The 12,553-nt window shown below is 74.6% G+C and carries 10 protein-coding genes; 5 read left to right on the top strand and 5 right to left on the bottom strand.

The annotated features are described in order from the left end of the window. The first annotated feature begins 54 nt into the window (after positions 1-54). From ACFUEL_RS23285 to ACFUEL_RS23275, 3 genes are read left to right on the top strand one after another with little or no spacing between them, the layout of a single operon-like run. Complete coding sequence (locus ACFUEL_RS23285; protein ID WP_380238621.1) at positions 55-771, top strand: hypothetical protein; 717 nt, start codon at positions 55-57, stop codon at positions 769-771. Next, complete coding sequence (locus ACFUEL_RS23280) at positions 768-1,697, top strand: DUF6895 family protein (protein WP_380238619.1); 930 nt, start codon at positions 768-770, stop codon at positions 1,695-1,697. Before ACFUEL_RS23285 ends, ACFUEL_RS23280 begins: the two co-directional genes overlap by 4 nt. A 13-nt stretch (positions 1,698-1,710) precedes the next feature. After that, complete coding sequence (locus tag ACFUEL_RS23275; RefSeq protein WP_380238617.1) at positions 1,711-2,757, top strand: serine hydrolase domain-containing protein; 1,047 nt, start codon at positions 1,711-1,713, stop codon at positions 2,755-2,757. Between the two features lie 68 nt (positions 2,758-2,825). On the opposite strand, the gene ACFUEL_RS23270 is transcribed toward ACFUEL_RS23275, so the two are convergent. Beyond that, complete coding sequence (locus ACFUEL_RS23270; protein ID WP_380238615.1) at positions 2,826-3,698, bottom strand: polysaccharide deacetylase family protein; 873 nt, start codon at positions 3,696-3,698, stop codon at positions 2,826-2,828. Positions 3,699-3,784: 86 nt separating this feature from the next. Here ACFUEL_RS23270 and ACFUEL_RS23265 point away from each other — a divergent pair, with 86 nt between their 5' ends. Then, positions 3,785-4,888: a calcium:proton antiporter gene (locus tag ACFUEL_RS23265; RefSeq protein WP_380238613.1), complete on the top strand. Its 1,104-nt coding sequence runs from the start codon at positions 3,785-3,787 to the stop codon at positions 4,886-4,888. A 36-nt stretch (positions 4,889-4,924) separates the two neighbouring features. On the opposite strand, the gene ACFUEL_RS23260 is transcribed toward ACFUEL_RS23265, so the two are convergent. The 4 genes from ACFUEL_RS23260 to ACFUEL_RS23245 form a co-directional block, all read right to left on the bottom strand. Next, positions 4,925-5,986 (bottom strand): LacI family DNA-binding transcriptional regulator, encoded by a 1,062-nt coding sequence (locus ACFUEL_RS23260; protein ID WP_380238611.1) that lies wholly within the window; start codon positions 5,984-5,986, stop codon positions 4,925-4,927. Positions 5,987-6,174: 188 nt separating this feature from the next. Beyond that, on the bottom strand, positions 6,175-7,158 hold the full coding sequence (locus ACFUEL_RS23255) for an ABC transporter substrate-binding protein (protein ID WP_380238609.1): 984 nt from the start codon (positions 7,156-7,158) through the stop codon (positions 6,175-6,177). A gap of 132 nt (positions 7,159-7,290) precedes the next feature. Beyond that, the gene (locus ACFUEL_RS23250) at positions 7,291-8,349 is read right to left on the bottom strand and encodes an ABC transporter permease (RefSeq protein ID WP_380238607.1); all 1,059 of its coding nucleotides are present in this window, start codon (positions 8,347-8,349) and stop codon (positions 7,291-7,293) included. After that, positions 8,346-9,182, bottom strand: a complete 837-nt coding sequence (locus ACFUEL_RS23245; RefSeq protein ID WP_380238606.1) for an ATP-binding cassette domain-containing protein — start codon at positions 9,180-9,182, stop codon at positions 8,346-8,348. The genes ACFUEL_RS23250 and ACFUEL_RS23245 overlap by 4 nt, the downstream gene beginning before the upstream one ends. 225 nt (positions 9,183-9,407) lie before the next feature. Here ACFUEL_RS23245 and ACFUEL_RS23240 point away from each other — a divergent pair, with 225 nt between their 5' ends. After that, complete coding sequence (locus tag ACFUEL_RS23240; RefSeq protein ID WP_380238604.1) at positions 9,408-12,527, top strand: GH92 family glycosyl hydrolase; 3,120 nt, start codon at positions 9,408-9,410, stop codon at positions 12,525-12,527. The last annotated feature ends 26 nt before the right edge of the window (positions 12,528-12,553 follow it).

The following is a 12,553-nucleotide window of genomic DNA, read 5'->3' as shown; positions in this document are numbered from 1 at the left end:
CGCGCGGACCGGCCCGGCCCCGCACCGGGAGACCCCGCACCAGAAGGGCCCGCCATGCCATTCGCCGAGACCCCGCTGCGCGACGAGTACGCCGCCGCCGTCGAACACCTGGCCCGCCGCACCCTCGACGCCCTCCGGGACGACACCGCCCCGCCCCCGCCCCCGGCGGCGACCGCACCCCGCCCGCTGCTGGCCGCGGCCCGCGTCCTCGGCCCCGACCTCTTCGCCCCCCGGCTGCTGGCCGGCGCCGCGCCCGACGGGCCCACCGCCGCGCTGCTGGCCGAGGCCCGCCGCACCCTCCCCGCCCCGGCCGCCCCGTCCGAGCGGGCCGCCCTCGTCCTCGCCTGGCAGGACTGGGGCGCCGCCCGCCTCCTGGCCCGCACCCCGTACGGGGACGGCGCGCCGACGCCGCCGGCCCCGCCCGGCCCCGCGGACACCGGCTGGCAGGGCTGGTCGGTGCTGATGTCCCAACTGGCCGGGCTGGCGCTGCCCGGACTCGACGGGCCGGTGCACGACGGCGCCCGCGCCCACCCGCTGGCCCTCGCCCGCGGCACCGTCCGCTCGCTGCTGCGCCGCGACCTGGCCACCGCGGCCCGGCTCGCCCGCTGGCTCGCCTGGTCCGCCGCCGAGGGCCTGCCGCCGCGCCTGGAGGTCGAACCCGTGCTGGACCGGATCCGGCTGGCCGGCGACGGCAGCGCCCGCACCGCGCTGGGCCTGGCCGTCGCCCACCGGCTGCTCGCGGCCCCCGGCCCCGGGAGGCGGACCGCATGATCGACACCCACGTCCTCGGCACCGCGCAACGGCTCGGCTCCCGCGCGCTGTCCTGGCTGCACGCCGCCCACCGCGACGGCCTCGGCCGGATCCCGGCCAACACCCTGATCGACTTCGCCGACGTCGACAACGCCTACAAGCCGCTCGGCGAGGTCGCCCTCGCCGCCTCCCTCGTCCTGCGCGACGGCGTCAGCGGCCCCGCCGACACCCGGGCCGCCCGCGAACTGCTCGACGGCTGCTGGGCCCAGCTGCGCGAGGGCGACCTGCTGTACGAACGCCAGCTGCACCACTTCACCATGACCGACCCGCTGGAGACCTACGGCCACTTCGCCCGCGCCGGCTACCGGCACCCGCCGCTGGAGGAACTCCTCGACTCGCTCGCCCGGCTGCGCGCCGCACACGCCGAGGAGATCCGCCCCAACCGGCGCCTGGGCGTCGCCAACGCCCGCCGGGTCGTCGGCCTCGACCACCACCCCGACTGGGAGGCGCTCGCCCGCGGCACCTGGCTCGGCGCCCGCCCCGAACCCTGGGCGGTGAACTGGATGACCGGGTACGACGTCACCCACACCGTCTTCCACCTCACCGACTGGGGCGCCCGCCCCGACGGCCTGCCCGAGCCGATGCGCGACTACGTCCGGGACTGGCTGCCCGTCTGGCTCGACGCGTGGGCCGAGATCGGCCAGTGGGACCTCGTCGCGGAACTCCTGGTCGTCGACGCCTGCATCGGCGAACCGGCCACCGGACGCCAGGGCTGGGACGCGCTGGCCGCCGTCCAGCACGAGGACGGGCTGCTGCCGCGCGACGGCGAGCCGGTCGACGGGGACCGCGAACGGGTCTTCCTCGACCACCAGCACACCGCCGTCGTCGCGGTGGTCGCCGGGGACGTCACCCTCGCCCGGTCCCTGCGCGCGACGGCGGCCGGGTGAACGGGGCGGCCGGGTGAACGGGGAGCGGGCCGCGCTCGCGGCGGCGGTCCGGGCGGCCGGGGCGTCGTCCGCGACCGCCGTCACGGTGGCCGTGCTGGCCGGCGGCCGGGAGGAGGTGCACTGCTTCGGGCGCACCGGCCGGGGGCGGGGCGCGGCCGCCTGCACCCCGGACACCGTCTTCGAACTCGGCTCCGTCAGCAAGACGTTCACCGCGCTGCTGCTCGCCGCGATGGCGGCCCGCGGCGAACTCGCCCCGCACGAACCGGTGGACGGCCTGCTGCCCGCCGACTGGCCCGCGCCGGCCGTCCGCTCCGCCGAACCGATCCGGCTGCTGCACCTGGCCACCCACACCTCCGGCCTGCCCCGGCTCCCGCCCGGCCTGCTCGCCACCGCCCTCCCCGCCTGGAACAGCAACCCGTACGCGGCCTTCGACGAACGGCGGCTGCGCGCCGCCCTCGCCAGGACCACCGTGCGCACCGACCCGGGCCGCCACTACCGCTACTCCAACTACGGGGTCGGCCTGCTCGGCCGCGCCCTGGCCGAACGCGCCGCCCGGCCCTACGGCGACCTGCTCGCCGACCGGGTCCTCGCCCCGCTGGGCCTGCGCTCCACCACCTGCGCCCCCGGCCCGGGCCCGCACGCGACCGGCCACCGGCACGGCCGCCCGCTGCCGCCCTGGCGGATCCCCGCCCTCCCGGCGGCGGGCGCGGTCCGCTCCAGCGGCACCGACCTGCTGCACTACCTGCGCGCCCACCTCGACCCCGGCCCCACCGGGCTCGCCACCGCCCTGCGCGACGTCCAGCGGCCCCGGCTGCGCCTGCCGGGCACCGGCTCCTCCGGCGCCGAGGACCTGCTCTGCCTGGTCTGGAACCGCCGCCGCTCCGCCGGCCGGGACGTGTACTTCCACTCCGGCGGCACCCGCGGCTTCACCGCCTTCGTCGGCTTCTCCCCCCGGGACGCGGTCGCGGTCGCGGCCCTGGCCAACACCGGCCCGACCCCGAACGGGCGCTTCGTCCAAGCGGGTTACGAACTGCTCCGGACCGCCGGGCGCCCCGCCTGAACCACCACGGCACGGCTGCCCTCCCGCCGCCCGGCCCGCGCTAGTCGGTCCGCGCTAGTCGGTCCGCGCTAGTCGGACAGCCGGACGAAGCGCCGCCCCGCGTCCAGCAGCGCGGGCAGCGCGCGGGCGTAGCCCTCGCCGGTGCCGGCGGCCGGGTGGTTGAAGTGGCTGATCACGATCGACCCGGGCGGCGCGGCGGCCAGCGTCTCCGCGACCTGCCCGGGGGTGAACGTCGCCCCGCCGTCCCCGTTCACCGCGAATCCGGCGACCCGCTCGCCCAGCTCCGCCACCAGCGCCACCGCGACCTCGTCGTAGTGCGCCGTCCCCGCGCGGAACCAGCCCGGTGCCCGCCCCAGCAGCGCGGTCAGCTTCGCCCGGTTGGCCGCCACCTCGTCGTACGCGGCGGCCGGATCGGCCGTCCCGGTGATGCCGTACGCCGAACGGCCGGTCACCGAGAGCGGGCGGTGCGCGGTGCCGTGGTTGCCCAGTTCGAACAGCGGGTCGGCGGCCAGTTCGGCGAACGGGCCCGGGTTGGCGTCCACCCAGCGGGAGTTCAGGAACAGCGTGGCGGGCACCCGCAGCCGGCGCAGGGTGCCGATCAGCGCGGCGTCGTAGCCGTCCCCGCCCGGGCCGCCGCAGGCGTCGAAGGTGAGCGCCAGCGCCCCGTCCGGGACGGTCGCCGCCACGCCCGGCAGGTCGGTGCCCCACTGCTGCGGCGCCCGCCCGGCGTAGCGGGCCAGCACCTGCTCCCGGGCGGGCGGCGCGGGCGGCCGGGCCGGGTCGGACGCCGGGCCGGGCGTCGGGCCCGACGGCGCGGCAGGAGCCGCCGTCCGCTCCGGCATCGTCCGCTCCGGCGTCGTCCGCTCCGCCGCCCGCCGCGGTGCCGCGCAGCCCGCCGCCGCGAGCGCGAGCGCCGCCACTACCGTCCGCCGTCCGACCATCTCCGCAGCTCCTCGCCGTGCGCCGGGCCCACCGCCACGAGTGTCACTTCCGGACCGGGCCGGTGCCATCTGCCAAGCTCGGCCGTATGGCTTCCTCCCCTCGACCGCACTACCTGCAGTGGACGACCGTCGCCCCGGTGCTGGCGTTCCTGCTGCTCCTGGCGACCTGGCACCGGAACCTGCCGTGGCCGGTGGTGACGCTGGTGGCCTGCTTCCTGGCGGTGTCGGTGGTGGCGGCCGTGCACCACGCAGAACTGATCGCGCACCGGGTCGGCGAACCGTACGGCTCGCTGGTGCTGGCGGTGGCCGTCACCATCATCGAGGTGGCGCTGATCGTCACGCTGATGGCCGACGGCGGCGACAAGAGCGCCGGGCTGGCCCGGGACACCGTGTTCGCGGCCGTGATGATCACCTGCAACGGGATCCTCGGCCTGTCCATCCTGGTCGGCGCCCTGAAGTACCGGGTGGCGGTGTTCAACGCGGAGGGCACCGGCGCGGCGTTCGGCGCGATCGCCACCCTGGCGACGCTGAGCCTGGTGCTGCCGACCTTCACCACCTCGCAGCCCGGCCCGCAGTTCTCCACCACCCAGCTGGTGTTCGCCGCGAGCGCCTCGATCGTCATCTACGGCCTGTTCGTCTCGACCCTGACGGTCCGCCACCGGGACTACTTCCTCCCGGTCACCCCGGCGGGCGAGATCGTCGACCCGGCGGACGAGCACTCCGAGCCGCCGACCATGAAGGAGACCCTGGTCAGCGTCGCCCTGCTGTCGGTGGCCCTGGTCTCCGTCGTCGGCCTGGCCAAGGGCGTCTCCCCCACCATCGAGCGCGGGGTGGCCGCCGCCGACCTGCCCAACGCGGTGGTCGGCGTGGTGATCGCCCTGCTCGTCCTCCTGCCCGAGTCGATCGCCGCCGTCCGGGCCGCCGTCCGCAACCGGGTGCAGATCAGCCTCAACCTGGCCCTCGGCTCGGCGCTGGCCTCGATCGGCCTGACCATCCCGGCGGTGGCGATCGCCTCCACCTGGCTCTCCGGCCCCCTCGAACTCGGCCTGGGCGCGACCCACATGATCCTGCTCGCCCTGACCGTCGCCGTCGGCACCCTCACCGTCATCCCCAAACGCGCCACCCCCCTGCAGGGCGGCGTCCACCTGGCCGTCCTCGGCGCGTACCTGGTCCTCGCGGTCAGCCCCTGACCGGGCCTCAGGTGCCGGTCGGCCCCCGGTCGGGCCTCAGGTGCCGGCGGGCCGGTCGGGACGGTGGCCCGGCCGTTCCCCGGAGCGGCGTTCGACGAGGCGGGTGAGCAGGATGACCTTGCGCGGGGCTGAGCGGTCGCCGGCGATCCGGGAGAACAGGAGGTTGGCCGCGGTGCTGCCGACCGCCACCGGGTCCTGGCTGACGACGGTCAGCGGCGGGTCGAGCCGTTTGGCGAGCGGCAGGTCGTCGAAGCCGACGATGGCCATCGGCAGGGGGCGCCCGGCGGCCCGGGGGCGGTCCTGGCCGTCCGAATCGTCCATCGCGTCCAGGACGCCCTGGGTGATCAGGTCGTTGCTGGTGAACAGGGCGGTCGGCGGGTCGGGCAGGGCGCGCAGGTCGGCGAGGGCGAGCCGGGCGTCCAGGTGGGAGCGCAGACCGTGCCGGACCAGGGCGGGGTCGGCGGACAGGCCGTGGGCGAAGAGCGCGTCCAGGTATCCGGCGTAGCGCTCGCGCTGGGTCCAGATGTCGTAGCGGTCGCCGAGGTAGGCGATCCGGTCGTGGCCGTGGCCGAGCAGGTGGGTGACGGCGTGCCGGGCGCCGTCGCGGTTGTCGACCGTGACGGTGTCCACGTCGAGGCCCTCGGCGGGCCGGTCCACGCAGACCACCTGGGTGCCGGCCTCCATGGCCGGTCGGAGGAAGCCGTGGCTGCCGATGGTGGGGACGACGATCAGGCCGTCGACCTGCCGGGCGGTGAAGGCGGCTATCACCTCGCGCTCCCGGCGCGGCTCGTCGTTGGTGCTGCCGACCAGCACGACGCAGCCGCGCCGGTGCGCCTCGTCCTCGATCGAACGGGCCATCAGGGCGTAGAAGGGGTTGGCGAGGTCGTCCACGACCAGGCCGATGGTGGAGGTGCCGAGCCGCTTCTGCCGCAGGTTGCGGGCGTTGAGGTTGCGTTGGTAGCCGAGTCTGCGCACGGCCTGTTCGACCTTGGCAACGGTGTCGGGCGAGACCCCGGGTGCGTGGGAGACCACGCGGGAGACCGTCATCAGGCTGACTCCGGCGGCCTCGGCCACGTCCTTCATCGTCGGGCGCTTCAACAGGTCCCCTCCTCGGCGCGCTCCCGGGGCCCCGGCCGGTCGGCCCGGGGGTCGGGGAGTGCATCCTATCGACGCCCGCGCGCGGGCCCTCGTCCGTGCGCCCGCTCCGTGGCCGGTGCGCGGCCGCTCCATGGCCGGTCCGCGGACGAGGGCCCGGCCGGTGCGCGGACGAGGGCCCGGACGTGCCGTCAGCAGGCGGACCGGTAGACGTACTTGCTGACCGCGGGGTCGTCGAGGTTCGCCTTGGTGATGGCGACCATGGTGGTGCCGATCCGCGCGGTGACCGGCTTCCCGTCGATGGCGGCGAGCGCCTGGTCGACGCCCTGGGCGCCGATGCCGGCCGGGTCCTGGGCGACCAGGACGTCCAGGGTGCCGTTCTTCAGTGCCGTGATCTCGTCGGGTTCGGCGTCGAACGCGGCGACCTTGACGGTGCCCTGCCGGCCGGCGGCCTGGAGGCCGGTGGCGACGCCCTGCGCGGTGTTGGTGTTGCCGGCGAAGACCCCGCCGAGGTCGGGGTGGGCGGCCAGGGTGGCCTGGACCTGCGAGGCCGCGGTGGCGGGCAGGTCGTTGTCGTAGAGGACGGGCAGCAGCGTGATCGCCGGGTGGGCGGCCTCCATCTCCTCGGTGAAGCCCTTGATCCGGGCGTCGGTGGTGGAGACGCCCGGTTTGACGCTGATCACGATGGCCGAGCCCTTGTCGCCCATCAGTTCGGCCAGCGCCTTCGCGGCCGTCCGCCCTCCGGCCTCGTTGTCGGAGGAGATCCGGGAGACGCCGATGGAGGCGTCGCTGACGGCGGTGTCCACCAGGACGACCTTGGTGCCGGCGTTCTGCACCTGTGCCAGCGAGGGCGTGAGGGCCTGGGCGTCGACCGGCGAGACCAGCAGCCCGTCGGGGCGGCTCGCGCCGACCGAGTCGATGATGGGGCGCTGCACGGCGACGTCCCACTGCGCCGAGCCGTCGACGGTGAGCTTGACGCCCCGTTTCTTCGCCTCCTCCTGGGCGGCGCAGGCCATGGTGATGTAGAAGGGGTCGCTCTTGACGCCGGTGACGAGCTTCAGGGTGGCGCCCTTGGCGCCGTCCGCGCCGCTGCCGCAGCCGGCGGTGGCGGCCGCGGTCAGGGCGAGGGCGGCGCAGCAGCGGACGAGGGTGCGCGGTCTGCTGGTTGCGGGCATGGCGTACTTCCTCCTGCGGCTGGGGAACTGGGCGGGTGGGGTGCTGCGGCGGGTGGGGTGCTGCGGCGGCAGCCGCGGTCCGGGTCCGGGGTCCGGGATCCGGCAGCCGTGCTCCGGGGTCCGGCGGGGCGGTCAGCCGCGCTCGCGGCCGCGGCGGCGGAACTGGTCGAGGTACACCGCCGCGACCAGGACGACGCCGATCGCGACGTCCTGCCAGTACTGCTGGACGTCCATGATGATCAGTCCGGTGCTGAGCACGGCGGGGATGAAGACGCCGATCACCGTGCCGAGCACGGTGCCGCGGCCGCCGAAGAGGCTCGCCCCGCCGAGCACGACGGCGGTGATGACCTTCAGGTTGTCGGTGGAGTGCCCGGCGATCGAGGTGGTGCCGAAGTAGGCCAGCCACATGGTGCTGCCGAGCCCGGAGAGCAGGCCGGTCAGGGCGTAGACCTTCACCAGGTGGCGGTCCACGGCGATGCCGACCCGGCGGGCCGCCTCCGGGTTGGAGCCGATGGCGTAGGTGTGGCGGCCGAACCGGGTGCGGGTGAGGACCAGGCCGAACACCAGGGTGGTGGTGAAGGCGATGACGACCAGCCAGGGGACCTGGCCGAACAGCTTGCCGAAGCCGACGGTGCGCTGGAGCCGCGCGGGGACCGCCCCGGTCGGGTCCTGGCCGCCGGTGACGACCTGGGCGATGCCGAGGGCCGCGCCGAAGCCGCCGAGGGTGACGATCAGCGGCGGCACCTTCGCCTTCGCCACCAGCCAGCCCTGGAGGGCGCCCCAGAGCAGTCCGGTGGCCAGCGCGATCAGGGTGGAGACCGCGACGGTGCCCCAGCCGGCGTCCGCGCCGCCGTGGTGGACGGTGTACTCGGCCGACAGCACGGCGGAGAGCACCAGCACCGAGCCGACCGACAGGTCGATCCCGGCGACGATGATCACGTACGTCATGCCGACGCCCAGCACCAGGTAGATCGCGGCGTTGGTGGCGATCTGGGTCAGGTCGTAGCGGGTCAGGAAGGTGTCGGGCCGGGCGGCGGTGAAGAACGCGACGAGCAGCAGCAGGACCCCGAAGGTCCACGCCTCGTTCACGGCGGCGAGCCGGCGCGCCCAGCCGGGGAGAGCGGGCCGGGGCCGGGGCGCGTCCTCGCCGGGCGTCGCGCGGCCGGTCTGGCCGGGCACCTGGGTGCTCATGCCGCACCGTCCGTTCCGGTGGCGGGTCCGAAGCCGGATCCGGGGGCGGGCCCGGGGCCGAACCCGGGGTCGGGCTCCGACGCCGGGTCCAGGGCGCCGGTCATCGCGCCGACCAGCTCCTCCACCGAGGTGGCGGCGGCGTCGAGGACGGCCACCCGCCGCCCCAGGCGCAGGACTTCGACGCGGTCGGAGACCGAGAGCACCTCCGGCATGTTGTGGCTGATCAGGACGACGGAGATGCCGCGGTCGCGCACGCGCCTGATGGTCTCCAGCACCCGGCCGCGCTGGACCACGCCGAGGGCCGCCGTGGGTTCGTCCATGAAGATGACGCGGCCGGCAAAGGCGACGGCGCGGGCGACCGCCACCGACTGCCGCTGGCCGCCGGAGAGCGCGGCCACCGGGACGGTCACGTCCCGGAGGTCGACGCCGAGTTCGGCGAAGGCGGTGACGGCGGAGCGGCGCATCGCGGCGTTGTCCAGCACTCCCAGCCGGCCGAGCAGGCCGGGGCGGCGCAGTTCGCGGCCGAGGTGGAGGTTGGCGGCCGCGTCGAGGTCCTGGGCGAGGGCCAGGTCCTGGTAGACCGTCTCCACGCCGTGGCGCCGGGCGTCGAGCGGCCCGGTGAGCCGGACGGGGGTGCCGTCCACCAGGATCTCGCCGTCGTCGGGGGTCGCGGATCCGGAGAGGGTCTTGACGAGGGTGCTCTTCCCGGCGCCGTTGTCGCCGATCAGCGCCACCACCTCGCCCGGGTGGACGGTGAAGTCGGCGCCCTGGAGGGCGTGCACCCGGCCGTAGCGCTTGCTCACCTTCCGGGCTTCCAAAAGGGGTTGGGACATCGGTGGACCTCCGTGCCGCGATTGGTAACGTTCACGCAAGTGTTGGGAGTCTGGTGGTGCCGTGACGGGCCGTCAAGGGATCCGCCGCGACTTGTCACGGTGGCTCAAACTCCTTGCGGAACAGGGAAGTTGACCTTGTGATCCGATATTGACGCGCACATTTCCCCGGCGGAACAATTCCATCCGCTCGGTAACGTTCACATCGCTACCGGAAGGTGTGCTCCGATGCTCGTCCCCACCCGCAAGGTCCGTGCCGCGCTCGTGGCCGGCACCCTCCTGCTCACCGCCTTCGGTCCGGGCTTCGCCCTCGGCGCGGCCACGGCCCACGCCGCGGCGGCGGCCGATCTCACCCCGTACGTCGACCCGTTCATCGGGACCGACGACAGCAACGCGCCGAACCCCGTCGGGGGCGGCGCCGGCGGCTCCACCTACCCGGGCGCCGTGGTGCCCTTCGGCGGGGTCCAGTTCAGCCCCGACACCCCGACGGCCTCGCCGTCCGGCTACCGCAACTCCGACACCTCGATCGAGGACTTCAGCCTCACCCACTTCGACGGGGCGGGCTGCCCGAACAACGAGGACCTGCCGCTGCTCCCGGTCACCGGCGCGCTGGGCGCCTCGCCCGGCAGCAACTGGACCGGCTACGCCTCGGGCTACACCAAGTCCAACGAGGCCGCCTCCCCCGGCTACTACAAGAACCGGCTCGACAAGTACGCCACCACGGTCGAGCTGTCCGCGACCACCCGGACCGGCATGGGCAGGCTCACCTACCCGTCCACCGGCGCCGCGCAGCTGCTCGTCGCCACCGGCCGCAGCGCCACCGGCAACCGCAGCGGGTCGGTGCGGGTCAACGGCTCGGAGCTGACCGGCAGCGTCACCGCCGGCGGGTTCTGCGGCTCCTCCAAGACCTACCAGATCTACTTCGACATCCGCTTCGACCGGGCGCCCAGCGGCTTCGGCACCTGGTCCGGCTCCACGCTCAGCGCCGGTTCGACCGGCACGTCCGGCACCAACACCGGCGCGTACGTCACCTTCGACACCAGCAGCTCGCAGACCGTGCAGTTCAAGGTCGCCCTGAGCTACGTCAGCGTCGCCAACGCGCAGGCCAACCTGGCCGCGGAGAACAGCGGCTGGGACTTCGCCGCCGTGCGCTCCGCCGCCGCCGACTCGTGGAACCGGGTCCTCGGCCGGGCCCAGGTGACCGGTGGTTCGGCCACCGACCTGAAGAAGTTCTACACCTCGCTCTACCACGTCTTCCAGAGCCCGAACGTCGCCAGCGACGTCAACGGCGACTACCGCGGCTTCGACGGCGCGGTCCACAACTCCGCCCGCCCCGTCTACCAGAACTACTCGGGCTGGGACATCTACCGCTCCTGGGCGGCGCTGATCGCGCTGATCGCGCCGGACGAGGCCGCCGACATCGCCAACTCCATGGTCCTGGACGGCCAGCAGGGCGGGCTGCTGCCCAAGTGGTCGCAGCAGACCAACGAGGACTTCGTGATGACCGGCGACCCCGGCCCAATCGTCGTCGCCAGCATGTACGCCTTCGGGGCCCGGGGCTTCGACACCGCGGCCGCGCTGGCCCTGATGAAGAAGTCCTCGTCCGGCGGCACCGCGCAGGGCTCGCCGATCCGCGGCAACCAGGGCACCTACACCAACCTGCACTACATCCCCGGCGCCCCCTCCGACTCGCTGGAGTACTCGGCCTCCGACTTCGCGGTGGCCCAGTTCGCCAAGGCCCTCGGCAGCACCGCGGACTACGGCACCTTCATGACCCGGGCCCAGTGGTGGCGCAACACCTACGGCGGCGAGTCCGGCTACGTGCAGCCGCGCAACTCCGACGGCAGCTGGCAGTGGCCGCTGGACCCGGCCGCCCAGGCCGGCTTCACCGAGGGCAACGCCGCCCAGTACACCTGGATGGTCCCCTACGACTTCGCCGACCTGGTCAACGCCATGGGCGGGCGGCAGACCGCCGTGCAGCGGCTCGACCACCACTTCACCCAGGTCAACGCCGGTCAGAGCCTGCCGTACTACTACATCGGCAACGAACCCGAGCACGGCGTCCCGTGGGCCTACAACTACGCCCGGTACCCGGCCGGGGCCTCGGCGGCCGTCCGCAAGGTGATGACCGAGTCCTTCACCACCGGTCCGGGCGGGCTGCCGGGCAACGACGACCTCGGGGCGACCTCCGCGTGGTACGTCTGGGCGGCGCTCGGCCTGTACCCCGCGACGCCCGGCGCGGACACCCTGGCCGTGCACGGCCCGTCCTTCCCGTCCGTGCTGATCCGGCGCCCGGGCGGCGACATCACCGTCAACGCGTCCGGCACCGGCTCCTACGTGCAGGGCCTGAAGGTCAACGGGACGGCCACCAGCCACAACTACCTGCGCTACCCGGACCTCGCGTCCGGCGGCACCCTCGACTTCACCATGGGCACTGCGCCCAGCCCGAGTTGGGGCACCGGCGCGGGTGACGTCCCGCCCTCGTTCCAGGACGGCGCGACCCCGCTGCCCGCCGCCCCGGAGCTGGGCCCGGACCTCGCCCTGGGCAGGGCGGCCGGCTCCTCCGCCGCGTGCGCCGCGGCCGAGTCCGCGGACAAGGCCGTCGACGGCAGCCTGCGCAACAACAGCAAGTGGTGCTCGAAGACGGCCGGCGCGAGCCTCCAGGTCGACCTGGGGTCGGCGCAGACCGTGGCCTCGGTGGTGCTGAAGCACGCCGGGCTCGGCGGCGAGAACACCGCCTGGAACACCGCCGCCTTCCAGGTGCAGACCAGCACCGACGGCACCGCCTGGAGCACCGCCGCCACCATCACGGGCTCGCGCTCCAGCCGCACCTACAGCCCGTTCCCGGCCCGCTCGGCCCGGTACGTGCGGGTGGTGTTCTCCACCCCGACCAACACCGGCGGCGACACCGCCGCCCGGCTCTACGAACTGGAGGCGTACGCCGCCGGCCCGAGTGCCGGGGCCGGTCCGATCACCTCGGGCCTGAACATCGCGAAGTGCGTGGACGACTCCAACTCCGGGACGGCCAACGGCAACCGGATCCAGGTCTGGGACTGCAACGGCAGCGGCGCCCAGAACTGGACCCGGGCCGGTGACACCCTCCAGGTGCTCGGCAAGTGCCTGGACGTCACCTCCGCGGGCACCGCCAACGGCACCCTGGTCCAGCTCTGGGACTGCAACGGCACCGCCGCCCAGCAGTGGCAGGCCGTGAACGGCACCCTGGTGAACCCCAACTCCGGGCGCTGCCTGGACGTCCCGTCCTCCGACACCACCAACGGCGTGCAACTGCAGATCTGGGACTGCAACGGCACCGCAGCCCAGAAGTGGAACCTGCCGCTCTCCGCGTAGCGGGGTCCGCCCCGGCGGTGCCGCCC

The sequence above is a fragment of the Kitasatospora sp. NPDC057198 genome (genome assembly GCF_042670125.1).
Taxonomy (GTDB): domain Bacteria; phylum Actinomycetota; class Actinomycetes; order Streptomycetales; family Streptomycetaceae; genus Kitasatospora.
Note: the sequence above shows the minus strand (reverse complement) of the source record. Positions and strands in the feature narration are given on the sequence as shown.